30 protein-coding genes are annotated in these 25187 nt (G+C 36.4%); 21 read left to right on the top strand and 9 right to left on the bottom strand.

Annotation, left to right across the window (positions count from 1 at the left end):
* Positions 1-89 precede the first annotated feature (89 nt).
* From ACSHW7_RS11830 to ACSHW7_RS11760, 15 genes are all read left to right on the top strand, one after another.
* Positions 90-539, top strand: coding sequence for a c-type cytochrome (locus ACSHW7_RS11830; RefSeq protein WP_435679571.1), 450 nt, complete (start codon positions 90-92; stop codon positions 537-539).
* 56 nt (positions 540-595) lie between these two features.
* Entirely contained in the window at positions 596-1201 is a 606-nt protein-coding gene (gene udk, locus ACSHW7_RS11825; RefSeq protein ID WP_435679570.1) for a uridine kinase, read from the top strand.
* Entirely contained in the window at positions 1185-1526 is a 342-nt protein-coding gene (locus tag ACSHW7_RS11820) for an FtsB family cell division protein (RefSeq protein ID WP_435679569.1), read from the top strand. Before udk ends, ACSHW7_RS11820 begins: the two co-directional genes overlap by 17 nt.
* 28 nt (positions 1527-1554) lie before the next feature.
* Positions 1555-2928 (top strand): methylmalonyl-CoA mutase subunit beta, encoded by a 1374-nt coding sequence (locus ACSHW7_RS11815; protein ID WP_435679568.1) that lies wholly within the window; start codon positions 1555-1557, stop codon positions 2926-2928.
* A gap of 19 nt (positions 2929-2947) precedes the next feature.
* The gene (locus tag ACSHW7_RS11810) at positions 2948-3565 is read left to right on the top strand and encodes a hypothetical protein (RefSeq protein WP_435679567.1); all 618 of its coding nucleotides are present in this window, start codon (positions 2948-2950) and stop codon (positions 3563-3565) included.
* Complete coding sequence (gene scpA / locus ACSHW7_RS11805; protein WP_435679566.1) at positions 3565-5676, top strand: methylmalonyl-CoA mutase; 2112 nt, start codon at positions 3565-3567, stop codon at positions 5674-5676. Before ACSHW7_RS11810 ends, scpA begins: the two co-directional genes overlap by 1 nt.
* 91 nt (positions 5677-5767) lie before the next feature.
* Positions 5768-5911 carry a hypothetical protein gene (locus tag ACSHW7_RS11800; RefSeq protein ID WP_435679565.1) on the top strand — a complete coding sequence of 48 codons (144 nt, stop codon included), beginning with the start codon at positions 5768-5770 and terminating at the stop codon, positions 5909-5911.
* A gap of 2 nt (positions 5912-5913) precedes the next feature.
* Positions 5914-6036 (top strand): GNAT family N-acetyltransferase, encoded by a 123-nt coding sequence (locus ACSHW7_RS11795; RefSeq protein WP_435679564.1) that lies wholly within the window; start codon positions 5914-5916, stop codon positions 6034-6036.
* A 175-nt stretch (positions 6037-6211) separates the two neighbouring features.
* Complete coding sequence (locus ACSHW7_RS11790; protein WP_435679563.1) at positions 6212-6910, top strand: hypothetical protein; 699 nt, start codon at positions 6212-6214, stop codon at positions 6908-6910.
* A gap of 203 nt (positions 6911-7113) precedes the next feature.
* The gene (locus ACSHW7_RS11785) at positions 7114-7878 is read left to right on the top strand and encodes a ParA family protein (protein ID WP_435679562.1); all 765 of its coding nucleotides are present in this window, start codon (positions 7114-7116) and stop codon (positions 7876-7878) included.
* Between the two features lie 141 nt (positions 7879-8019).
* The gene (locus ACSHW7_RS11780; protein WP_435679561.1) at positions 8020-8916 is read left to right on the top strand and encodes a ParB/RepB/Spo0J family partition protein; all 897 of its coding nucleotides are present in this window, start codon (positions 8020-8022) and stop codon (positions 8914-8916) included.
* 19 nt (positions 8917-8935) lie between these two features.
* Positions 8936-9490 carry a DUF5683 domain-containing protein gene (locus ACSHW7_RS11775; RefSeq protein WP_435679560.1) on the top strand — a complete coding sequence of 185 codons (555 nt, stop codon included), beginning with the start codon at positions 8936-8938 and terminating at the stop codon, positions 9488-9490.
* Positions 9490-10188, top strand: a complete 699-nt coding sequence (gene dapB / locus ACSHW7_RS11770) for a 4-hydroxy-tetrahydrodipicolinate reductase (RefSeq protein ID WP_435679559.1) — start codon at positions 9490-9492, stop codon at positions 10186-10188. Before ACSHW7_RS11775 ends, dapB begins: the two co-directional genes overlap by 1 nt.
* 72 nt (positions 10189-10260) lie before the next feature.
* Complete coding sequence (gene lepB / locus ACSHW7_RS11765; protein ID WP_435679558.1) at positions 10261-11844, top strand: signal peptidase I; 1584 nt, start codon at positions 10261-10263, stop codon at positions 11842-11844.
* Positions 11845-11854: 10 nt separating this feature from the next.
* On the top strand, positions 11855-12490 hold the full coding sequence (locus ACSHW7_RS11760) for a WbqC family protein (protein WP_435679557.1): 636 nt from the start codon (positions 11855-11857) through the stop codon (positions 12488-12490).
* Between the two features lies 1 nt (position 12491).
* On the opposite strand, the gene ACSHW7_RS11755 is transcribed toward ACSHW7_RS11760, so the two are convergent.
* The 7 genes from ACSHW7_RS11755 to ACSHW7_RS11725 form a co-directional block, all read right to left on the bottom strand.
* Positions 12492-13514 (bottom strand): endonuclease/exonuclease/phosphatase family protein, encoded by a 1023-nt coding sequence (locus ACSHW7_RS11755; protein WP_435679556.1) that lies wholly within the window; start codon positions 13512-13514, stop codon positions 12492-12494.
* 9 nt (positions 13515-13523) lie between these two features.
* Positions 13524-14396: a rhomboid family intramembrane serine protease gene (locus ACSHW7_RS11750; protein ID WP_435679555.1), complete on the bottom strand. Its 873-nt coding sequence runs from the start codon at positions 14394-14396 to the stop codon at positions 13524-13526.
* A gap of 2 nt (positions 14397-14398) precedes the next feature.
* Positions 14399-15148: a rhomboid family intramembrane serine protease gene (locus ACSHW7_RS11745; protein ID WP_435679554.1), complete on the bottom strand. Its 750-nt coding sequence runs from the start codon at positions 15146-15148 to the stop codon at positions 14399-14401.
* Positions 15149-17008: a DNA mismatch repair endonuclease MutL gene (gene mutL / locus ACSHW7_RS11740; protein WP_435679553.1), complete on the bottom strand. Its 1860-nt coding sequence runs from the start codon at positions 17006-17008 to the stop codon at positions 15149-15151.
* On the bottom strand, positions 17008-17367 hold the full coding sequence (locus tag ACSHW7_RS11735) for a hypothetical protein (protein WP_435679552.1): 360 nt from the start codon (positions 17365-17367) through the stop codon (positions 17008-17010). Before ACSHW7_RS11735 ends, mutL begins: the two co-directional genes overlap by 1 nt.
* A gap of 149 nt (positions 17368-17516) precedes the next feature.
* The gene (gene ribH / locus ACSHW7_RS11730; protein WP_435679551.1) at positions 17517-18014 is read right to left on the bottom strand and encodes a 6,7-dimethyl-8-ribityllumazine synthase; all 498 of its coding nucleotides are present in this window, start codon (positions 18012-18014) and stop codon (positions 17517-17519) included.
* A gap of 6 nt (positions 18015-18020) precedes the next feature.
* Positions 18021-18797, bottom strand: coding sequence for a tetratricopeptide repeat protein (locus tag ACSHW7_RS11725; RefSeq protein ID WP_435679550.1), 777 nt, complete (start codon positions 18795-18797; stop codon positions 18021-18023).
* Positions 18798-18970: 173 nt separating this feature from the next.
* Between ACSHW7_RS11725 and recF the strand changes: the two genes are divergently transcribed.
* The 3 genes from recF (at position 18971) to ACSHW7_RS11710 (ending at position 20840) form a co-directional block, all read left to right on the top strand.
* Positions 18971-20050, top strand: a complete 1080-nt coding sequence (gene recF / locus ACSHW7_RS11720) for a DNA replication/repair protein RecF (protein WP_435679549.1) — start codon at positions 18971-18973, stop codon at positions 20048-20050.
* A 69-nt stretch (positions 20051-20119) separates the two neighbouring features.
* Positions 20120-20536 carry a hypothetical protein gene (locus ACSHW7_RS11715; protein WP_435679548.1) on the top strand — a complete coding sequence of 139 codons (417 nt, stop codon included), beginning with the start codon at positions 20120-20122 and terminating at the stop codon, positions 20534-20536.
* A gap of 1 nt (position 20537) precedes the next feature.
* Complete coding sequence (locus tag ACSHW7_RS11710; RefSeq protein ID WP_435679547.1) at positions 20538-20840, top strand: DUF721 domain-containing protein; 303 nt, start codon at positions 20538-20540, stop codon at positions 20838-20840.
* Positions 20841-20949: 109 nt separating this feature from the next.
* Here the strand turns inward: ACSHW7_RS11710 and ACSHW7_RS11705 are convergent, their stop codons facing one another.
* Both ACSHW7_RS11705 and ACSHW7_RS11700 read right to left on the bottom strand, forming a co-directional pair.
* Positions 20950-21369, bottom strand: a complete 420-nt coding sequence (locus tag ACSHW7_RS11705; protein WP_435679546.1) for a nucleoside-diphosphate kinase — start codon at positions 21367-21369, stop codon at positions 20950-20952.
* A gap of 67 nt (positions 21370-21436) precedes the next feature.
* Complete coding sequence (locus tag ACSHW7_RS11700) at positions 21437-22261, bottom strand: GIN domain-containing protein (RefSeq protein WP_435679545.1); 825 nt, start codon at positions 22259-22261, stop codon at positions 21437-21439.
* Between the two features lie 225 nt (positions 22262-22486).
* Here ACSHW7_RS11700 and ACSHW7_RS11695 point away from each other — a divergent pair, with 225 nt between their 5' ends.
* The 3 genes from ACSHW7_RS11695 to ACSHW7_RS11685 are packed head-to-tail and all read left to right on the top strand — an operon-like array spanning position 22487 to position 25168.
* Positions 22487-23503 carry a DHH family phosphoesterase gene (locus ACSHW7_RS11695; protein ID WP_435679544.1) on the top strand — a complete coding sequence of 339 codons (1017 nt, stop codon included), beginning with the start codon at positions 22487-22489 and terminating at the stop codon, positions 23501-23503.
* The gene (gene gldI / locus ACSHW7_RS11690; RefSeq protein WP_435679543.1) at positions 23500-24063 is read left to right on the top strand and encodes a gliding motility-associated peptidyl-prolyl isomerase GldI; all 564 of its coding nucleotides are present in this window, start codon (positions 23500-23502) and stop codon (positions 24061-24063) included. The genes ACSHW7_RS11695 and gldI overlap by 4 nt, the downstream gene beginning before the upstream one ends.
* Position 24064: 1 nt before the next feature.
* Positions 24065-25168 (top strand): peptidylprolyl isomerase, encoded by a 1104-nt coding sequence (locus ACSHW7_RS11685; RefSeq protein ID WP_435679542.1) that lies wholly within the window; start codon positions 24065-24067, stop codon positions 25166-25168.
* Positions 25169-25187: the final 19 nt, after the last annotated feature.

Here is a 25187-nt window from a genome sequence, read left to right as displayed (position 1 = left end):
TGCTACAAATCTGTAAGGTTTATTGGTCCGCCAAAATGAAATCTTCTTTCGGGCTGGCAGGCAAAGCCTTCGTTAAAAAAAATTATAAAATGAAAACAATACTATCAATATTTGCACTCACTTTTACTGTCCTATCTTGCAATCAAAAAAACACAAAAGACAAAGGGCAACTCACAATTGGGCAGAATAAAGAAATAATGCAAACGCCATTAGAGCAAAGTATTACTCGTGGAAAAGAAGTATATAATGATTTTTGTAAACAGTGCCACCGCCCCAAAGGCAACGGTATCGGCAGGAGCTATCCTCCTTTGGCAGGGTCAAATTGGTTAACAGAAAAACGCACCGAAAGTATCCACGCCGTAAAGTATGGTCTCAAAGGAGAAATTGAAGTAAATGGGGAAAAATTCAACAACATAATGGCGCCCATGGGCTTGAGCAACAAAGAAGTCGCTGATGTAATGAATTATACCATGAATACTTGGGGAAACACACAAGACAAAATAGTTACAGAAGAAGAAGTTGCTGCTGTTGAAAAGTAATAGCACAAACAAGCATCGCACCTAACAAAATCTGTATTTTTGTAAAAAAACACACTATGCTCATTATTGGTATCGCAGGTGGCACGGGTTGTGGAAAAACAACCGTTGTACAACAGATTATCGAACAACTTCCTGTTGATGAAGTTTGTGTGATAAGCCAGGATTCTTATTACAAAGAAACCAGTCATTTAACCTATGATCAAAGGGCTGCCATCAATTTTGACCATCCTAATTCAATAGATTTTGAGTTACTTCATAAACATTTACAATTATTACGTGACGGAAAATCTTTTGAGCAACCGGTTTACTCCTTTGTTGAGCATAACCGCACCAAAGAAACGGTAACAACACGCCCCAAAAAAGTAGTGATTGTAGAGGGAATATTAATTCTCACACATCCAGAAATAAGAGACATGTTTGACATAAAAGTCTATGTCCATGCTGATAGTGATGAACGGTTAATTCGTAGATTGAAAAGAGATATTGCAGAAAGGGGAAGGGACATCGACGAGGTTTTAACCAGATATCAAACTACATTAAAACCCATGCACCAACAATTCATTGAACCCACAAAAGAATTTGCAGATATCATCATCCCAACCAATAAATACAACACAGTTGCCGTTGATTTAATAAGAACAATTATTGCAGATAGATTATAAAATGGGGCTTAAAAACATCAAACAAAATAAATGGTTCAAATGGTTGGGCAATAAATATATGCTCATCCTTGTGCTGTTCATTATTTGGATGTTTTTCTTTGACGCCAACAATTGGTTTTTTCACAAAGAACTCAGTGATGATATTGATGCCCTCGAGGAAAACGCAGAATTTTATCAAGCCGAAATCAAACAAGACAAAGCATTCATTGAGAAAATGAAAGATAGCACAGAGATGGAAAAATTCGCAAGAGAAAAATACTACTTAAAAAGAGAGAACGAAGATATTTATATCATTGAGCACGAAGACAGTATTAAAAACGAATAATTCCATTTATTCTAAAAATTAAAACAACATGAAATCTCCACTATTTTCTGACTTCGAACCTGTTTCAGCGAAAGCGTGGAAGCAAAAAATACAGGTGGACTTAAAGGGAGCTGACTATAACGACACCCTCGTGTGGCAAAGCTTGGAGGGAATCAACGTAAAACCCACCTACCACGGTGATGATGCCATTGAAAATATAAAAATTCCAGGAAATCCATCACACTGGAATATTGCACAGAATATTTTTATAGACGACATCGCTATCGCAAACTCATTGGCGCTCAACGCGATGCTTAGAGGCGCTGAGGCGCTAATTTTAACTTCAGAAAAACCATTTTCTATTGCTGAAATGTTTAAAGATTTTAACTTCGGAAATGTGACGCTGTATTTCGATTTTAAGTTTTTAGAGGAAGATTTTGTGATGGAATTGCAGAAGTTTCTTTCAGCTAAAAAAGCGACTTATTATTTTAATTTAGATCCCATAGGAAAACTTACCGAAGAAGGCAATTGGTTTCAGAATCAAAAATCTGATTTGGTCACTTTGGATAGATTGGCAAAAAAGTTTCCTTCTCAACATATACTTTCTGTAGACATCCGTGTATATCAAAACGCAGGTGCTACAATGGTGCAACAATTGGCTTATGGATTGTGTCATGCACACGAATATTTAGGGTCGATCAGTTCCATTTCCGAAGCAAAAAGTGAACTTGTTTTTAATATTTCCGTAGGGAGTAATTACTTTTTTGAAATCGCAAAAATAAGAGCGCTCCGTCATTTATATGCCATGCTCGCCGAAGAATATGGTGCAACTCAAACGTGCCACATCATCGCACAACCGAGTATGCGCAACAAAACAATTTATGATTATAATAGCAATATGCTGCGCACCACTACCGAATGTATGAGCGCTGTATTGGGTGGCGCAAACACTATTTGCAACCTGCCTTACGACGCGTTGTATCATAAAAGCAACGAATTTGGCGAACGTATTTCGCGCAACCAACTCCTTATTTTAAAGGAAGAAAGTTATTTTGATGCTGTTGCAAATCCTGCAGATGGCTCCTATTACATTGAAAGTTTGACGAAAGAGCTCGCCGAAAAAGCACTATCTCTTTTTAAAGACATTGAAAAAAATGGCGGACTATTAACACAGCTTATTTCTGGGACCATTCAGAAAAAAATAAAAGAGAGTGCTGCAAAAGAACAACACCTTTTTGATGAAGGTAAACTTGTTCTTTTAGGTACGAACAAACACCCCAATTTAAATGACAGAATGAAAGATGACCTAGAGTTGTATCCATTCACAAAAATAAAACCACGTAAAACTTTAATATCCCCAATAACCTCAAAAAGATTAGCCGAGGTCAATGAAAAAAATAGACTTGAAAATGAAGAGAATTAAAAAATCCCCAAAGTTAATCATGAAAAATATTGCCCTTTTTTTTACATGTATCGTAGCTATTACAACGATAATTTCGTGTGATGAAAATAAAAAACAAACGTCTATTTCATTAGATGGAAATTATGAATTCCTTGAAGATAATGGAGTTAAAATTTTTCTACCCGAAAATTTTGAACGTATTTCTTTGGCTACATACACCGACTACGCCAATAAAAACAACAAAAATAAACAAGCCCAATATACCCTGCGATACGTCAACGAGTTGAAACAAAACAAAGGCAATGTTTATATCTTTTTGAACAAAGAAAATGGCGCAACGGTAATCACAAATACGATGGAGTTTATGTCGTTCAATAAAGAAGATGCCCAGCAATTACTAGGGATGATGACGATGAATAATGACCGTGTCGCTGAGGAAACCAAACTTGAATATGAAAACTTAACGGCAAAATACAACCACATGGAAGGACACGACATCTTTAAGAGCGTGTATAAGGTGGATGACAAGTCAAAAAAAGGGAAATCGTGGTTTAACAATTCGTATATTATGACTGCGAATGGAAAAACAATATACATGCAAATGGCTTCGGAAACCGAAATGAATTACGACCCTTTTGTATTAAAGACCAAAATGTAATGGCTAAAAAAAACGTACAACATCTTACTTTAGATTCAGTTTTGAAAACTTCGGAAACAGATTCCATAAAATCTGAAGTGAAGCACTTTTCAGAAAAAGATATCCAAGGATTAGAACATCTTGATTTTGTTGCAGGAATTGCTCCCAATTTAAGAGGTCCTTATTCCACGATGTACGTTAGAAGGCCTTGGACCATAAGACAATATGCAGGTTTTTCTACCGCCGAAGAAAGCAACGCATTTTACCGTCGCAACCTTGCGGCTGGGCAAAAAGGACTTTCGGTTGCTTTTGATTTAGCCACCCACAGAGGATATGACAGTGACCACGAACGCGTGGCGGGCGATGTTGGAAAAGCTGGAGTTGCGATTGATAGTGTTGAGGATATGAAAATTTTGTTTGACCAAATTCCGTTGGACAAAATGAGTGTTTCAATGACAATGAACGGTGCTGTTTTACCTATTCTAGCATTTTACATCGTAGCTGCAGAAGAGCAAGGAGTTGCTCCGGAAGCATTAGCAGGAACCATTCAAAATGACATTTTAAAGGAGTTTATGGTACGTAATACCTACATCTACCCTCCTACCCCGTCGATGAAAATTATAAGTGATATTTTTAGATACACATCGGCACACATGCCAAAGTTTAATTCTATTTCTATCTCTGGTTATCACATGCAGGAAGCAGGCGCTACTTGTGAAATTGAACTCGCCTATACCCTCTCCGACGGACTTGAATACATAAGAAAGGGACTGGAAGCAGGAATGGATATTGATAGTTTTGCGCCACGTCTTTCCTTTTTCTGGGCTATTGGGATGGACCACTTTAAAGAAATTGCAAAATTGCGCGCTGCGAGAATGTTATGGGCCAAACTAGTAAAACAATTCAACCCTAAAAATCAAAAATCGCTTGCATTGCGTACGCATTGTCAAACAAGCGGTTGGAGTTTAACAGCCCAAGACCCATTTAACAATGTAGCCCGAACTTGTATTGAAGCTTCGGCCGCAGCTTTTGGCGGAACGCAATCCTTACATACGAATGCGCTTGATGAAGCTATTGCGTTACCAACCGATTTTTCAGCAAGAATAGCAAGAAACACACAAATATATCTTCAAGAAGAAACACACATTACTAAAACTGTGGATCCTTGGGCAGGCAGTTTTTATGTAGAAAGTTTAACAGATGAAATTTCACACAAGGCGTGGGAACTTATTGAAGAAGTAGAGGAATTAGGAGGAATGACAAAAGCCATTGAGGCTGGAATCCCAAAATTACGTATTGAAGAAGCTGCTGCGAGAAAGCAAGCGCGAATTGATAGCTCGCAAGATATTATTGTGGGAGTGAATAAATATGTACTTGAAAAAGAAGACCCACTTCAAATTCTCGATGTGGATAATGAAATGGTTCGCAACGCTCAAATAAAGAGGCTTGAATCTATTAAAAAAAGTAGAAATACCAGTCACGTTTCCTCAGCACTGAAAAAAATTGAAAAAGCAGCCAAGACAGGTGAAGATAATTTACTAGCTTTAGCTATTGAAGCTGCCCGTGCACGTGCTACTCTAGGCGAAATTAGTGATGCAATGGAAGCGGCTTTTGGCAGGTACAAAGCACAAATTAAATCTTTTAGCGGCGTGTATAGTAAAGAAATAAAGAAAGACCCATCGTTTGCAAAAGCGAGAGAAAAAGCAGACGAATTTGCTGAACTCGAAGGTCGAAGACCCCGTATTATGATTGCAAAAATGGGGCAAGACGGTCATGACCGTGGTGCAAAAGTAGTGGCTACTGGGTATGCCGATGTTGGTTTTGATGTGGATATTGGGCCATTATTCCAAACACCAAAAGAAGCCGCACAGCAAGCAGTGGAAAATGATGTGCATATTTTAGGCGTTTCCTCCTTGGCAGCAGGTCATAAAACCCTCGTTCCGCAAGTGATTGCTGAAATGAAAAAACTTGGGCGCGAAGATATAATGGTCATTGTGGGTGGTGTAATTCCGCCACAGGATTATCAATTTCTATTTGATGCCGGAGCCGTTGCCGTATACGGGCCTGGAACAAGAATAAGCGATGCTGCTATTGAGTTGTTGCAAATTTTGATAGACTCCGTAGCTGATTAGTGAAGTATATCAAACAGAACGACTGGGTCTTTGAGATTGGAAAGAAAGGGATATCGTTCCCTTTACCGAAATGTGTACCGACAAAGTCGTTATGCAACATTTTTCCTCCGTATTATCATTACAAGAATCTAAAGATTTAATCCAACGGTTTAAAAAACATTTTCAAGAGTTCAATTATACCTATTTTGCTGTTGAAATACTCGATACAAATGAGTTTATAGGTTTACGGGATTAGCGATGCAAACACGGGAAAGCAATTTTACGCCTGCTGTAGAAATAGGATGGAGATTAAAACAAAGCGCTTGGGAAAATGGATATGCAACCGAAGCTGCAAAAGCCTGTTTGAAATATGCTTCGTAAATTTTAAGACTCAAAAGATATTATTGCTGTTTTTACTTTAGATAACATTCCTTCAGAAAATGTAGTTAAGAAAATAGGGATGAAATTTTTTCAAAAATTTGAACATCCTAAATTAGCAAGATTTGCTCATCTAAATCCTTGTAAATTGTATAGTATTGTATTTTAAAAAAATATTATGAAATTAAACTTTACCACTATTCTATTAATTTTCTTCACTTTATGTGGCTACCCCCAAGAATATGAAGAAGATACTGATTCAAAATCATTTTTCAGTTTACATGCAGGTTTAAATGGCACAAGAGTAATTTCAGAGGATGATACATTTTCAAATTCCAAAAGAGAAATAGGGTACTTAATTGGTATCCAATATAATATATTTCCAGATTATGAATACTCAAATGCTTATTTTAGAATAGGATTGGAGTATAGTTCAGAAAAATCTGAAAGCGGCGACCCTTTTATAATTCAAAACGAACAAGTATTGGTATCATCTGAATTTAACCTTTTAGAGTTACATTTTCTAGGCGGCTATCGTTTTAACACTGACAAAGCTGTTGATGTTTATATGGGTGGTGGAATCTTTGGGCAGTACGCTATCAATAATCCTGATGAACAATATCTTGTTACTAAAGAAAACGGTGAAACATATCCATTATTTGACAATGATGACAACGACCTTCCTTTTCGTTATTCTATAGATGCACCTAGAGCAAACTTAGGCATTATATTAGAATTAGGAAGTTTTTTTGATATAGGTTCAAAACTAGCATCTGCTTCTATTGGTTATAAGCACGCATTTATTCTTGGTACCTCAGGGAATTTAAGCTTTGATAAAAACAACTTTTATTTAAAATTGGGGTATGAGGTATTTTAAATCACAAATAAATTAATTGTTCCTTTTTGTAATGCTGAAATATTAATTAAAATTTTTGATATTAAAACTAGCAGCTTCTCGCATTAACATTTCCGAAGTTATACAACCCCAACCCCCAAAGTAATGTTTACTTCCTGTTAACAAAAATCATTTTAAATTCCTTTAAATAGTAGTACTTTTAACCTTTAAATTAAGACAACTTAATGGGTAAAATAATTGCTATTGCAAACCAAAAAGGCGGTGTTGGAAAGACAACTACATCTGTCAATCTAGCAGCTTCGTTGGGGGTTCTTGAAAAAAAAGTATTGTTAATCGACGCAGACCCACAGGCAAATGCCAGTTCGGGATTGGGTATTGATGTTGAGAGCGTGACTATTGGTAGCTACCAATTATTGGAACATTCAGCCACTGCCAAAGAGGCTATTGTAAAGACTAATTCGCCCAATGTTGACATCATCCCAGCACATATTGACCTTGTCGCTATAGAAATTGAACTCGTAGATAAAGAAAACCGCGAGTACATGTTAAAGCAGGTAATCACCGACCTTAAAAACGATTACGATTACATCATCATTGATTGTGCCCCATCCTTAGGATTATTGACATTAAATGCATTGACCGCTGCCGATGCTGTGATTATCCCTATTCAATGCGAATATTTTGCACTCGAAGGATTGGGTAAATTATTGAACACCATTAAAAGTGTGCAGAAAATACATAACCCAGCTTTGGATATCGAAGGTCTTTTATTGACCATGTTCGATTCTAGATTGCGCTTGTCCAACCAAGTGGTGGAAGAAGTAAAAAAACACTTTGACGCGATGGTCTTCAAGACAATCATTCAACGAAACGTGCGTTTAAGTGAAGCACCCAGCTACGGTGAGAGTATTATTAGTTATGATGCAAGTAGCACCGGGGCCAATAATTATTTGAGTCTTGCTGAAGAGCTGATTGAAAAAAACAAATAAAATTTCAATATAAAAATGCTTATTTCTTCTGAAATGAGATATAAGAAAAAGAAACTCGTCTTTGACGAAAAACGATAAAACGTTACTCCAACAATTAATGGAGCAATAAAATGGAAATACCCGCCCAAACGGGTAATGAATATGGCAAAAGCTACAAAAAAACAAGCATTGGGACGTGGACTTTCAGCATTATTGAAAGACCCTGCTAATGATATACAAACAGCACAAGATAAAAACGCAGACAAGGTTGTAGGAAACATTGTAGAGCTAGATTTGAGCACTATTGAAATGAATCCTTTTCAACCGCGTACGAGTTTTAATGAGGAGGCCTTGCGTGAGCTTGCTTCTTCTATAAAAGAACTTGGCGTTATTCAGCCCATTACGGTTCGTAAACTTGGTTTTAATGAGTACCAACTTGTTAGTGGAGAACGTCGTTTTCGTGCTTCGGGATTGATTGGACTCAAAACCATTCCTGCATATATAAGAATCGCAAACGATCAAGAATCTTTAGAAATGGCGCTCGTTGAAAATATTCAACGAGAGGATTTAGACCCCATCGAAATCGCACTTTCATACCAAAGATTGATTGAAGAAATCGATTTAACACAAGAAGAAATGAGCGACCGCGTGGGTAAAAACCGCTCCACGATTGCCAATTATTTGCGATTGTTAAAGTTGGATCCAATCATTCAAACCGGAATGCGCGATGGTTTTATTTCTATGGGCCATGGACGTGCATTGATTACAATTGAAGAGCTAGACGAACAGCTTTCAATCTACGAGAAAATTCTAGAAAACAAACTCTCAGTAAGAGATACCGAGGCTTTAGTGAGAGGTGTCAATAAACCACAAGCGAAAGCAAAACCAACAACCACTTCTCCGTCGTATGCAAAAGAGGCGAGTAAAAATTTAGCTGAAATACTGGATACTAAAGTAAATATCAAAGTAAGCACTTCGGGAAAAGGTCAATTTGTGGTTCCTTTTAAAAACAAAGAAGATTTTGACCGCATCCTCAAACTAATCAAGGGTGAGAAGTAGGCTGCTACATATTATTTTTTTGTGTGTTACAGTAACACTCTTTGCCCAAAACGATTCTATTTCGGTGACACCCGAAACAAAACTCGTGGTTAAGGATTCTATCAAAGAAGAATACAATCCGTTAGCCCCTCAAAAGGCAGCTTTTTACTCGGCCGTTGTTCCCGGATTAGGGCAAGCTTACAATAAAAAATATTGGAAAATACCTTTTATTTACGCTGGAATGGGTGCAGGCGTTTATTTCTATTTGAGAAACGATAATGACTACGACCGTTTTAGAGATGCTTATAAAAGAAGGCTCGCAGGATTTACAGATGACGAATTTTACGGGGCGGGCGATACTCCAGCCATTTCAAACGATAGACTGATTGACGCCCAAAAAACAGCACAGCGAAATAAAGACGTGAGTATTATTGTCTCCCTCGCTTTCTATCTCATCAACATTGTAGATGCCAATGTGGACGCGCATTTACGGCAATATGACGTGAACGATGATTTATCAGTCACCCCAAATTTAGACTACGACCCAGTTTTTAATCAGACCAATTATGGGTTATCATTCCGCTATAAATTATAATGAATATTGCACTTTTAGGATACGGAAAAATGGGTAAAACCATCGAGCGACTCGCAACTGAAGCAGGTCACACCATCGTTTATACAAGTGGGAGTAATTCGCAAAGCGGAAATTTGAAACTCGCAAATGTCGCTATCGAATTCTCCACTCCAGAAACGGCAGTAGCGAACATTACACAGTGTTTTGAAAATAACATTCCCGTTGTTTCAGGAACCACCGGTTGGTTATCAGAAAAACCCAAAATAGAAAAATTGTGCAAAAAGCGTAACGGAAGCTTTATTTATGCGTCAAATTTCAGTGTTGGGGTAAATTTGTTTTTTGAAGTAAACAAGCATTTAGCTAAGTTGATGAAGCCTTGGAAAGAATACAATGTCTCCATTGAGGAAATTCATCATTTGGAAAAGAAAGATGCGCCCAGCGGCACGGCTATCACCCTAGCCGAAGGTATCATTGAAAACCATGATAGTAAGCATTGGGAATTAGACAAAAACGGTGACGGGGTAATTAATATTTCGGCAAAAAGAGAACCCGAAGTTAAAGGCACCCACACCATTGAATATACCTCAGCTATTGATACGATAAGTATCACACACGAAGCACACTCAAGGGACGGCTTTGCAAAAGGTGCCATCATCGCAGCCGAATTCCTCAAAGACAAAAAAGGAATTTTTACGATGAAAGAAGTATTGGGAATTTAGTGTTAAGTGAAAATAAATTATAATATTTCAGAAGAAAAAATTGTCATTTTATAGACATTAAAAATATAAGAGATGAGTTGGACAGGATGGTTAATATTGATTTTAATTGTACAAGTAATACATTTTGTAGGTACTTGGAAATTATATGTTGCCGCTGGCAGAAAAGCTTGGGAAGCGGCAGTTCCCGTATATAATGCGGTAGTTTTGATGAAGATCATCAATCGTCCTTGGTGGTGGACTATTTTATTATTTGTTCCTATCGTGAACTTGATTATGTTTCCTGTTGTTTGGGTGGAGACGATTAGAAGTTTCGGAAGAAATTCCACTACCGATACTGCGCTCGTAATTTTAACTTTAGGGCTTTACATTTATTATATCAACTACACTCAAAAGCTTAATTACATAGAAGATAGAGATTTAAAACCTAAAAGCGGAAGTGGCGAGTGGGTAAGTTCTATTTTGTTTGCTGTGGTTGCCGCGACGATTGTACATACCTATGTAATGCAACCATTTACGATTCCTACTTCGTCATTGGAAAAAACACTTTTAGTGGGAGATTTTCTTTTCGTGAGTAAATTTCATTACGGTGCGAGAACTCCAAATACGCCTATTTCTTTCCCGATGGTGCACGATACAATTCCTGTGCTTGGAGTAAAGTCGTATAGTTCAAAACCGCAGATTCCTTATTTTAGAATGCCTGGTTTTCAAGATATTTCGCGTAATGACATTGTGGTTTTCAATTGGCCGGTTGATACGCTTGTGGATATTAATCCAGCTACTATGCGTGGGAGTGTACAAAAGCCTATTGATAAAAAATCTAATTATGTTAAACGTTGCGTGGGTGTTCCTGGCGATTCGCTTGAAGTAAGAGAGGGTTATGTTTATATCAATGGAGAAAAAAACGTATTGCCTGATAGGGCGAAATTGCAGTTCTATTATTATACATTAATTAAAAGACCATTGAATCAAAATGATATTGACTATTTGAGGGAACGTTATGATATTACGGATATTTCTCGACCAGATAGCAATAATCCAAACCTCTACGTCATGCACATGACAGACGAAGCGATGGAACAGTTTAAAAGCTATAAGGACGTCGCCAAGATTGTTCCAATTAAAGAAGAGAGTACTCAATACAATTCTGGCATCTTCCCCCATAATTCACAGTATGCATGGAATAATGATTTCTTTGGCCCTATCTATATTCCTGAAGCTGGTAAAACTGTAAAAATAGATGCTCAAAGTATTCCTTTTTACAAACGTATTATTGAAACCTACGAAGGCACCGAGATGGGTATCAATAATAAAATCACTCAAAACGGCACGCAAGTAATGCTCAATGGACAACCATTAAATGAGTACACCTTTAAAATGGATTATTACTGGATGATGGGAGATAACCGTAACAACTCGCAAGACGCGCGTTCTTGGGGATATGTACCTTTCAATCACGTGGTAGGAAAGCCGGTCTTTGTATGGATGAGCTTAGACGGAAATGCAAAAGGGTTGTTTAATAAAATACGCTGGGAACGCTTTTTTACTACCGTTGGTGGTTCTGGCAAACCGGTATCTTATTTTGTTTATTTTATCGTAGCACTTATTGGGTATTTGGCTTTTAATCGTTTCAGAAAAAACAAAAAGGCAAAGAAGTAAAAGGAACAAATTGGAACCAAAAACCATTTTAATATACCCAACTTATTTGCCTTCCATTGCATCTATGGCAGCAATGGCAAAAGCCGATTACATTGTATTTGAAATAAAAGATAATTATCAAAAACAAACCTATCGCAATAGAGCATACATTGCTCATAGTAATGGCAAGTTGCTTTTAGGTATTCCCGTTAAGCATAGCAAGGATACGAGACATCAAAAAACGAAAAACATCAAAACCGAAAATGAATTTCCATGGCTCGCTGAGCACTGGAAATCTATACAAACCGCCTATCGCACCTCTCCTTATTTTGAGTATTACGAAGACGATTTAGAACCTTTGTTTACAAGTAAAGTTGACAATCTATTAGATTTCAATTTAAAAATTTTAGATACTTTTTTTGAATTAATTGGAATTTCAGCAACGGTTACAAAAACCAATGAGTATCACAAAAACCCTGACCAATTTGACGCGCGTTTTTTAGCAGATTGTAAAAAAGAAAAGGATTATAATTTTTCAACCTATCACCAAGTTTTTGAAGAAGAAAATGGATTTTTTGGGAATCTTTCGGTGTTAGATTTATTGTGCAATGAAGGTCCTAATTCATTGAATTATTTAGAATCACAAAATGTTTTTGGCTCTAAATAATTTAATCCCAACTAATAGTTGCTTTAATAGGATAGTGATCTGAAAAAGTTTCTTCTAAGGTTTTGAAGTCTAATACATCTACAGTTTCCGAAGTAAAAATATAGTCGATTCGCATAGGGTATGAATCGAATTTAAAGGTTGTCCCCAGCCCTTTTCCGTGCGAAACATAGGCATCTTTCATGTTCTCGTTCATCTTGCGATACACATAAGAAAACGCTGTATTATTAAAATCTCCAGCCACAACCACGGGATAAGGCGATGTCATTTTATGTGCAAGGATTTCCTCTGCTTGCTCCTGTTGTTTTTGAAAACCATCTCCCAATCTTTTGAATAATTTAGATTTATTTTCGTGCTGTAAATAATCAACCGTTGGCAGCACGTGCAGCGATTTAAGATGCACATTGTAAAGACGTAGGGTGTCGCTACCTTTTACCACATCAACATATAGCGTGTTGTTCAAAGTTTCGGGAAAATCAAAGGCACCCACATTAATCAATGGATATTTTGACAGAATTGCATGCCCAAAATACACCTTGTCATTTTTGAAGTGAATATATTTATAAGGATATCCTTCAATTTCAACAGTCCGATTTCTGAAATACTCTTGAAAGCAAATAACATCTGGTTGTTCGTCGGAAATGAGCTTTGTTATTATTTCCTGACTATTGTTCTCCCCATTTTTATGCAAATTGAAAAGTCGCACATTGTACGATAAAATGGATAATGAATTGCTGTTTTGAGAGCTTTCAGTTTCCGAAGAAAATTTATAAAACGTATTAAATCCAAAATATGCCAACAATAATACTATTGCCGACAGTAAAAATTTCCTTTTGAGCCTAATAATCCAATACAATAAAAACAGACCATTTATTAAAATCAATGGTGACACCGTTAAGCTGAGCAATGATATGTATGGAAAGTTTTTAGGGGAAATATAAGGTAAAACGAGCGATAAGAGCAACAACAATGCGAAAAACATATTGAGCCTATATAGTAATCTACTTAAAAATGTTGATTTTTTCAATGGTGATTATTACTCGTTTCCTGCTTTAAATAAAAAATCCTTTTCATCTTTTGACAAACTCTCATAACCACTCTTGCCTATTTTATCCAAAATAGCATCCACTTTCTTTTGGCGGTCTGTTTTCGTATTCTTTACTTCATTGTTCTTGGTAGTCGTTCTTTGTGTTTTATGAACTTTTTTAAATGGTTTTTCTTTTTTGGGTTTGAACATATTTTCAAACCCATCTATCCATTTTGTAAACCACGCACCAATATCATTTCCCTTAACAAGTTGTTTCGCATAAAAATATCCAAGTGCGGCACCGCCTATATGTGCTAACATCCCACCTCTATTCTCTCCAGAAATAAGTTGTAGAACATCCAGCGCAAACAACACTGCCGCAATATGCCATAACTTAATATTGAAAGTAAAAATACGCATTTGCATGTTTGGAGAATACGCTGCAATGAAAAACACAATCGCTCTTACGCCAGCAGATGCGCCTAACAAATACCCATATTGTCCTTGAAATACTGGCAATACATTGTAAGCAAAAACATACAACAAACCTCCACATAGTGCTCCTAAAAGGTAAATAGTCAAGAACCGTTTTGGCTGAAATAAATTTAAAATGAACGGCCCAAAAATATACAACCAAAGCATATTAAATAGCAGATGGAAAAATCCGAAATGTACGAAAGCGTAGGTAATCAATGACCAAGGCTGAAATATTAAATCACCTAAATCTTCAGGCAATACAAACCAAGAAGCAAGCACTTCTTTTTGCATCCCGAAGATAAACGAACACAACTGTAACAGTATAAAAACAGCCACATTGATAACAATGAGCTGTACCAAAATCCCACTGATCTTAAACTTATATTTTAAATCGTTTATCGTCATAGCTAATCCCAACGTGTATTATTCATACTGTTTTTCTTCCAATAATATGCCATTATAAAACCGAACAAAGCTCCACCTAAATGCGCCCAATTTGCAATGTTCTGCCCGAATAACGAAAATCCTGTAAGTCCAGAAAACAAATCGAGCAACAAGATTCCGGGAATGAAGAATTTGGCTTTGATTGGTATTGGTAAAAAAATCAACATTAATTCTGCGTTTGGGTACATCAATCCAAACGCAACCAAAACTCCATATATTGCACCTGAAGCGCCTACTGCAGGAGTATTAAAAGATTCATAAACTCCTTGTATTGTCTCGACAGGGACTACTTCAAGAATGCTAGACCTATATGTACCTGTATTTAATAATGTCGTTATTTCTGTTTGAGATAGTCCCGCTGAAAGCAAAGCATCCATTCCTTGATGTACTTGAAAATATGCAACTAATGAGTGTATGAGCGCCGCCCCAAGTCCTGCGGAAAAGTAAAAGAATAGAAATTTATTGCGTCCCCATTGAGCCTCTAAGGGTGAACCAAACATATACAGACCAAACATATTAAAAAGTATGTGCGCAAAACTATTTTGGTCATGCATAAACATATGTGTGATGGGCTGCCAAAGTTGGAAATCTGGATTCTCAAAATAGTAAAGTGAAAATAGCCTATATGCAACGTCTCCTAGGAATAAAGACCCCGCATACACGATCACATTGATAATGATTAATATTTTGACTGTTTCGGTGATTCTTCCCATTTACATAAATTTTTTATCCATGTCATTTGCGTCTAATGTAACAATGACTGGCTTATTTGAAGGCGATACACTAGGTTCTTTACATAAAAACAATTGATTCACTAAATGCTCCTGCTCTTCTTTATTCAATCTCGTTCCACTTTTAATAGCCATACTTTTTGCCATTGATTTTACGAGCAAATCATTTTGACTAAATCCAGCATCGGGAACTTCATTTTCAATATCTGTAATCAATTGTTCAAGGACTTGGTTGGCTTGACTTTCTATAAGCGACACTGGAATTCCCGAAACATTGACGGCATCCTCTTCAAACGTTTCAAAAACAAATCCTGTGTGTTCCAACTGTTCCTGCACTTTCTTCAAAACTTCCATGTCGGGCCTTGAAAAGTGCAATTGCAACGGAAACAATAATTGCTGACTTATTGCTTGTTGCAAGGTAATATTCTTTAGCAACTCCTCGTACAAAACTCGCTGATGTGCTAAATTTTGATGGATCACCATCATCCCACTTTTTATGGGACTAATGATGTATTTATTTTGTAGCTGAAACGTAACTTGTCCAACTTCTGTATTTTCTTCATCAAATAATTTTCCTGTGATTTGCTCACTCTCAAATGTTATTTGTTGGTTTGTATTTCCGTTTATTTCAGAAATATCATCTTCGAGACCCACATACAGCGACTCCCAAGAGGCAGTATTCTTTTCGCGTTTATATGGGAAACTAATGTTAGATTGTTTTGATTTCGCGTCCTCTTTGAAAGGATTAAATGACCTATCAACATCAATTGTAGGAGCTACGGCTCTTTTCTTAGCATAATCATACGGAGTATCTAGGCTTGACTCTCTATTGAAATCTAAAACAGGTGCAATGCTAAACTGTCCCAAACTATGCTTTACCGTTGAGCGAAGCATTGCATACATAGAATGCTCGTCATCAAATTTAATTTCGGTTTTTGTGGGATGTATGTTAATATCAATTGTTTTTGGGTCAACATTTAAAAACAAAAAATAACCGGGATGATACCCATTTTTTAATAATCCCTCAAATGCTGAAACAATGGCATGATTCAAATAAGCACTTTTGATAAATCTATCATTAACAAAGAAAAATTGTTCTCCCCTACTTTTTTTTGCAAAGTCTGGTTTCATTACAAAACCTTCTATTTTCAAAATATCGGTTTCTTCTTCAACGGGCACTAATTTTTCGTTTGTTTTATTTCCGAAGATATTAACGATACGCTGTCTCAAATTACTCTCCGGTAAATTAAAAACCGAAGCGCCGTTGTGCGACATCGTAAAAGAAACTTGCGGATGTGCCAATGCAACCCTATGAAACTCATCAATAATATGGCGTGTTTCCACGGGGTTACTCTTTAAAAAGTTACGACGTGCAGGAATATTATAAAACAAATTTTTAACCGCAATGGTAGTTCCACTGGGCACAACCGATGGCTCTTGCTCAATCACTTTGCTACCTTCAACACAAATTTTTGTGCCTATATCTGTTTCATGCTTTTTTGTTTTCAATTCCACATGTGCAATCGCCGCGATGGAAGCCAATGCCTCCCCACGGAATCCTTTGGTATGTAAATTGAATAAGTCCTCGGCTATTTTAATTTTTGACGTTGCGTGACGCTCAAAACTCAATCTGGCATCTGTAGTACTCATCCCAATACCATTATCGGTCACTTGGATTAATGTTTTACCCGCGTCTTTTATAAGCAATGTAACTTTCGTAGCTTCTGCGTCAATTGCATTTTCCAGCAACTCTTTGACAACACTTGCTGGACGTTGTACTACTTCTCCCGCTGCAATTTGGTTGGCAACATGGTCTGGTAAAAGTTGAATGATATCTGCCATTAGCCCAATGAGAAGATTGACAAATCAAAATCAATAATAAAAAGGAAAATAAGTGTAAGAACCAAAATAATAGCAACTACAGTAAAGTTGAATTCTACGTTATTTCTATTTCTAACTGAGGTACGTGCATTCCGCCATTGACCTGCGTAATCGTTGTCATTTACAGTATCTGCATACGCATCAAAACGAGTGGCGTGTTTGCGGTCCTCTACTTCTTCTTTACCTTTGTAATAGCGTGGCGTATAGTTAAATCGGTTATTCGATTTAAGTTTTTTTATAAGTGTAAATTTGATAGGTCCCATAATCTCTTTCCTTAATGTAAATGTACTAAAAATGGCAGTTTTTACCATTTCAAACATTTGGTTTCTTATCAACAAAGAACATACCGAAATAGTTGGTAGAATTGAACCGGTAGCAGATAAATGGAAAAAATCTATGAAATAAAATAATCACAATTCAACTTCTGAAATACAAATTATTTTAGAAAACGAACAACTGTAATTACTTTTTAAAACTTCGCGTCTTTCCTCAACTGCGCCATTTTTATGGCGGCAATGGCTGCTTCGGTTCCTTTGTTGCCGTGCTTTCCTCCGCTTCGGTCTAGAGATTGTTGACGGTTATTGTCTGTCAATACGCAGAAAATAACAGGGATATCGCCATGCACATTCAAGTCTTTAATACCTTGTGCGACCCCTTCGCATACATAATCAAAGTGCTTTGTTTCGCCTTGAATAACATTGCCTATGGCGATAATGGCATCGAGCATTTCGTAGCTCTCCCCTATTTTTTTACAACCATAGATAAGTTCAAAACTTCCAGGGACATTCCATCGTACGATATTTTCTTTAATACCTCCGCAATCTAAAATTGCATCAAAAGCACCTTGAAACATGCCGTTTGTAATTTCTGGATTCCATTCAGAAACAACAATCCCAAACTTGAAGTCTTTCGCGTTTGGGATTGTTGTCTTATCGTAAACTGATAAATTATTATTTTCTGTAGCCATATGCTGTTAATTCATTGCTTCTGCTTGTGCTAAATATACCTTGGCCTTAGCAGCTTCGGCAGATGTTGCATAGTTTTCAACAATGTTATTCAAATGCTTTTTGGCAACATCAGCTTTTCCTAATGCCATTGCAGTAATACCCGCTTTTAAAAGAAAACGTGGTGATGTAAATTCGTTTTCCTGCATCGTAGCCGCTGTCTCGTAATACCCTAATGCCTCATCTTTTTGGTCTAATTGAGCAAACGCATCACCAATTGCACCTTTAGCTAAAGGCCCCAACATAGCGTCGTCACTTTCAAAATCGCTTAAATACTTGATAGCGTTCTTATAGTCATTCATGTTCATATATGCTGTACCTGCATAGTAATTTGCAAGATTTCCAGCCTTAGTACCACCGTAGTTGTCAATAATTTTCAAGAAACCGTACTTACCTTTACCACCATTAAGGGCTAAGTTGTAAATAGAATCTTGACCATTTGTAGCATTCAATGCCGTATCAAAATACGTTTGCGCTTGGTACATTTCGTTCATTCCCTCAGCCTCTTTTGGCTTTTGTACAAAGTTTACATACGCCAAATATGCCAATACTGCAACTGCTACTACCCCTACAACTGTAAGAATTATGTTCTGGTTTTTTTCAACCCATTTTTCAGTTCTATTCGCTCCTTCGTCTAGGGTGTTAAACACCTCAGCCGTAGTACTGTCCTGCTCTAGCGCTTCAATATCTGAATTCTCAACTCTAGTATTTTTCGGTTTACCGCCTCGTTTCTTGTACGTTGCCATAGTTTTGGTTTAATGAACGGCAAAAATAAAATTTTTAACGGAATTAAAAAGCGAAAAGATTTCTTATTTTTCGATAATTTGCAGTCTTAAATTACGGCACATTTCCGCAGCCATTTTTCTTCTGAAATTTTAAGGACTTCGGAAATTTTAAAACCCTCAACCCTCTAGTTTTAATGAATTTAGAAAATATTTCCCTTTTAAATTACAAAAACTTTGAATCTGAAACTTTCTCCTTTGATCCAAAGATAAATTGCTTTGTGGGCCATAATGGTGTAGGAAAAACGAATGTGCTCGATGCTATTTACCATTTATCCTTTGGAAAAAGCTACTTTAATCCCATTACGGGACAAAATATTAAGCACGGAGAAGACTTTTTTGTGGTTGAAGGTCTTTATGATAAAAATGACCGACAAGAGAAGATAATCGTCAGTGCAAAAAAAGGAAATAAAAAAATAATAAAACGCAACGGAAAGGCCTATGACAAATTAAGTGAACACATAGGTTTTTTACCATTGGTAATCATAAGCCCAGCAGACAGAGATTTAATTATAGAAGGCAGCGACACCCGCCGAAAATTTATAGATGGTGTAATCTCGCAAGGGGATTCGCAATACCTCAACGCATTGTTGAAATACAATAAAGTATTGTTGCAGCGTAATGCATTGCTCAAATTTTTTGCGGCAAACAATACCCACAATCAAGACACGCTGGAAATCTATGATGACCAATTAAGTACTCTTGGGACCATTATTTTTGAAAAACGTAAAGCATTTGTGGATATTTATTTATCCATATTTTTAGAACGCTATAATGCCATTAGTAGTGGAAACGAAGTTGTAAACCTTGTTTATAGCAGCCAGTTAATAGAAAAACCTCTTGCCGATTTATTGAAAGAAGGTATCAACAAAGATAAATTTTCTCAATATTCAAATTTTGGGATACATAAAGATGATTTGTCTTTTGAAATTGACGGATATCCTATTAAAAAGTTTGGTTCGCAAGGACAACAAAAAAGCTACTTGATAGCTTTAAAGTTGGCTCAATTCGATTTTATAAAACAACAAAGTAAAGTTAATCCTATTTTGCTGCTCGATGATATTTTTGATAAATTGGACGAGCAACGCGTAGCTCAAATTATAGCCTTAGTTAATAATGAAAATTTTGGGCAGTTGTTTATTAGTGATACACATGCCGAACGCACAGAAAATATCATTAAAGAGATTCATCAAAGTTATAAGATGTTTCGATTGTAGCTTGTAATATGTATGCACATTCCTGTTAGCTTTTTACTGAAAATTGAAAAAGGTTTAAAATATTTTTGAATGAAATTAAAATTAATAGTAACCATATACGCTTTAGTTTTTTTGAGTTGTGGTCAAGATAAACAAGAGCAACTGGAAAATCTTTCTGGGTATTGGGAGATTGTTTCGGTGGAAGATGAAGATGGAACATTGAAAGAATTTAAAATTAGCACTACGGTGGATTATATTTCCGTGGAAAACAGTAGTGGGAAACGGGCGAAAGTGAAACCACAATTGGACGGTACTTTTATTACCTCCGGAAATGTTGAGGAATTTGAAATCATGGATTTGCCAGAACATATTGCACTCAAATACAAAACGCCTTACGCCACTTGGTCAGAATTTATATTAGATGCCACAAAAGAAAAACTAGTTATTCTCAACGAAGAAGGGAAAAAATACACCTATAAACGATTTTCAACCTTTACCTTTGAATAATATGTCAAAGAAAAAAAGAAGTACCGAATCTCAACCTGTAAGCGATTTACTCAAAGCCTATATTGGCTCTGGAAAACTTGCAAAAGGACTGGACAAGGTAAACGCTAGCGAGGCATGGCATAATGTGATGGGGCCTGGTGTGGTTTCATATACAACGCAGGTAATTCTGGAAAGAGATATTTTATATGTACAATTGAGCTCTTCGGTTTTAAGAGAAGAATTGAGCTATGGGAAGTCGAAAATAATAAGATTGCTCAATGAAGAATTGGGGAAGCAGATGATTGATAAATTGGTATTGAGATAGAGCGCTAGTTTGAGGATTGACAAAAGACCGCTTCGCTGAAAGAAGTGTGACGTAGGACAAAAAAAGGCTGTTCTTTCGAACAGCCTTTTTTAATTGTATATCTAAATGACTAGAACATCTCTCTTCCTGCAAAGTGAAATGCACCTTCAATAGCAGCGTTCTCATCGCTATCACTACCGTGTACTGCATTTTCTCCAATAGAAGCAGCATATAATTTTCTGATGGTACCCTCAGCAGCATCGGCTGGATTAGTTGCACCAATCAACGTACGGAAATCTTCAACAGCATTTTCCTTTTCAAGGATAGCCGCAACGATAGGTCCGCGCGTCATATATTCAACAAGTTCGCCATAAAATGGACGCTCGCTATGTACCGCGTAAAATTCCTTCGCATCTTGCGTAGTCATGTGTGTCAATTTCATTGCAACGATTTTAAATCCGCTTGCATTTATTTTTTCAAGAATAGCACCAATGTGTCCTTTTTCAACACTATCAGGCTTTAACATTGTAAACGTTCTGTCTGTTCTCATAATTTTTTTAAATTTTGTGCAAAAGTAACTAATAATCTACTATTGGCAACCTAATTAAAAAACGATTTTACTTTTTAATAATCTGAGACTTATCATTTAATCCCTCTACTTTAATATCGGGATTTCCATACACATAAATATAACTTTTTCCCTGCGCATATAATTGCAACTCTTTGCTCGCATACACGTAAATATCAGATTTACCGGAGGCTATTAAATTTGCGTATTCAGACTCTAAATCTTTTGATTTCACATCTGTATTACCCGTTGCTGTTAATTTCAGTTTTATAACATCTCCTTTTAGATTTACATCGGCTCTTTTATTTATTTCAACATCAAGCTCTTCTAAAACGAGGTCACTTTTTAAGTAGGCGTTATCATTTAAAATATATCTTGCCTTATTTCCTTTTAGCTGAATTTCCCCCTTCGTATTACCGCTAAAAACAAAAGTTGCATCTTCAACATTTATGTCTAGATCATATTCCACATTATCATAGGCGTTGAAAGTAAGAATGTCGAAATCTAGCTTATTTTTAGATTTCAAATCAACATCACCTTTTAAGGTAATCGACGAAACGTCTTTATAAGTTATATCGATTTCAAGTCTTTTACTTGAAGTAATATTATAAAGTGGTTTTATTTTTAAAACTTCATCAAAAACCTGAAAATCCACCACCGAAATTATATTTTCATCGGCTTTGATATGATATTCGGTTTTATCACCTTTAGTCAGGGTAACTTCAAAATCTCCATCAATTTCAATAGCATTAAAATCATTTAAGGTTTGATAGACATCTTGAACGTTACGGTCCCCTTTAATTTTTGGCAGCTTTTGAGAATTGCAACTCATTAAAACTAAAATAACACATAAATTAGGTATAATTTTCTTCATAAGAATTTTCTAATATTTTGAAATTGGAATTACTATTTGATGGTCGACAAACCTACTAATTTAAAGCCCTAAAGCGTTATTCTTTTAGCTAAAGTAATCCTAAAGTTTATACACTAAAATTCGTTTTTTGTATCATTACTTCTGAAATTATGAACAACAAATTACTATTGTAAATAATACACTAAATTTCAGAAGAAAGAAGCATTAATCGTATCTTTGAAATCTATGATAAAACAACTTGTAAAGAGCGCTGAAAAGCTCATTGAAACTTCAAAAAATATTGTTATTGTCAGTCATAAAAATCCAGATGGCGATGCGGTGGGATCCTCTATGGGACTTCATTTTTTTCTGAAAAACATGGGAATTGAAAGCACCGTAATATTACCGAATGATTTTCCAGATTTTTTGAAATGGATGCCAGGAGTTGAAACTGCTTTAAACTTTGAAAAACAAAATTCTCAAAGTGTAAACGCTCTAGAAAAAGCCGATTTGATTTTTACGCTGGATTTCAATTCGCTTTCACGTGTAGGAGATATGAATCAATTTCTCGAAAAAAGTGAAGCCTGTTTCATCATGATTGACCACCATCAACAACCCGATGATTATGCCGCCGTCATGTACAGCGACCCAAGCATTGGCAGTACCTGTGAGATGGTGTTTCACTTTATAAAAGCTTTTGAAAAAGTGGACTTAATCGATAGTGATATTGCGACACTTTTGTACACAGGAATAATGACAGACACGGGTTCATTTAGATTTCCATCTACCACTGCAGTAACCCATAATGTGATTGCTCAATTGTTGAATGCTGGCGCAAATAATGCTGAAATTCATCAAAATGTATACGATGCAAATTCACAATCACGTATTAAATTGTTAGGGATTGCGCTCGATAATCTTCACGTTTTAGAGGAATACAACACGGCATATATTACATTGTCACAAGAAGAACTTGATAAAAATAATTTCAAAAAAGGAGACACCGAAGGTTTTGTCAATTATGCATTATCTGTAACAGGCATTATTTTTGCAGTAATTTTCATAGAAAATAGACAAGAAAAAATTGTAAAAATGTCGTTACGAAGCAAGGGTGATTTTTCGGTAAATGATGTTGCCAGAGACCACTATAATGGTGGTGGGCATATTAACGCCGCAGGTGGAAAAAGTGAGTTATCGCTCGAAGAAACAGTAACACAATTTATTAGTATATTGCCGCAATATAAAGAAGCGCTGACCGCATGAAAAAATTAGCAGTTGTCATTAATTTTTTGTTTTTAGTTTTGGGAGCATGTCAATCTCCACAAGCTAGACGTCCCGTTAAAACAAGTTCAGGAAGTTTTATAGAAGCTTCGGTGGAGCGAAATAAAAAAATATATGAGGATGAGCGGTCTATTTTTGAAACGTGGATCGAGAACGATAGCCTAAATGATTATGTGACTTCAGAAAGCGGATTTTGGTACTATTATCATGCCCAGGATTCTGTATCAACTAACCAAATGCCAGTTCTTGGCGATGAAGTAACATTTACCTATAATATTAAGGATCTTGACGGAAACGTTATCATTTCAGAAGCTGAAAACGGAGTACAAAGTTATTTAGTCGATCAATCAAACCAAGAATTGATTTCAGGAATTAGAGACGGCGTAAAATTATTAAAAGTAGGCGAAAGCGCTACATTTTTATTCCCGTCCTATAAAGCATATGGATATTACGGTATCGAAAAAAAATTGGGAACCAATGTTCCCATTACAAGTAAAATAACTTTATTATCAATAACCCAAACCCAAGAAAACAAAGAGTAACATGAAAAAATTATCATTATTATTACTACTTACCCTTGCAATGGCATCTTGCCAAAATAAATATCCAGATTTAGAAGATGGAGTTTATGCTGAAGTGGTAACAAACAAAGGAACATTTGTTGCAAAATTATACAACGAAGCAACTCCATTAACCGTTGCGAGTTTTGTCTCTTTAGCCGAAGGTACCAACGGTATGGTTGACGAAAAGTACAAAGGCAAAAGATTTTATGACAGTTTGATCTTTCACCGTGTCATCAAAGATTTTATGATTCAGGGAGGTGACCCAACAGGAACAGGAAGCGGTAGCCCAGGGTACAAATTCCCAGACGAGATTGTGGATACACTTGTTCATGATAAAAAAGGAATGCTTTCTATGGCAAACTCAGGCCCTGCCACAAATGGTAGCCAATTTTTCGTAACATTAAAAGAAACTCCTTGGTTAAATGGAAAGCACACTGTTTTTGGTGAAGTTGTAATGGGAATGGATGTCGTAGATTCAATTGGTGCAGTGGAAGTTACTCCACCAGCAAACAGACCAGTGACTCCCGTAGTAATTGAAACTATAAATATCATTAAAAAAGGTGGTGTAAAAGTTCCATATTTCACAGAAGAAATGGAAAAAATCGAGACAGCTAAAAAAGAAAAAGAAGCTGCTGCAATGAAAGTTGCTGAAGACGTTGCTGCCGAAATTATGCCTCTTAAAGATAAAGCTGAAACACTACCATCAGGACTTAAGGTATATTGGAACAAAAGAAGTAAAGGACAAAAACCAGCCGAAGGATCCAGCGTTATGGTAAACTATGCTGGATATTTTGAAAACGGAAAAATGTTTGACACCAACCGTCTTGAAGTTGCTGAAAAGTTTGACGAAGTAAATGCTGCAAGAAAAGCCGCAAATGCTTACGTTCCCAACAAAATGTCATACAGCCCAGACGCACAATTAGCAGCAGGTTTTAGAGAAGCTTTGTTGATGATGAGTGTTGGAGATAAAGTAACTGCATTTGTCCCTTCGCATTTAGGATACGGTGAACGTGGTTATCCGCCAGTAATTCCACCAAATACCGATTTAGTTTTTGAATTGGAGATTACTGATATTATGGAGTAACAATCTATAAAGATTAAAA

Source organism: Patiriisocius sp., from assembly GCF_051252435.1.
GTDB lineage: Bacteria > Bacteroidota > Bacteroidia > Flavobacteriales > Flavobacteriaceae > Patiriisocius.
This window is presented reverse-complemented; position numbering and strand designations above follow the sequence as displayed.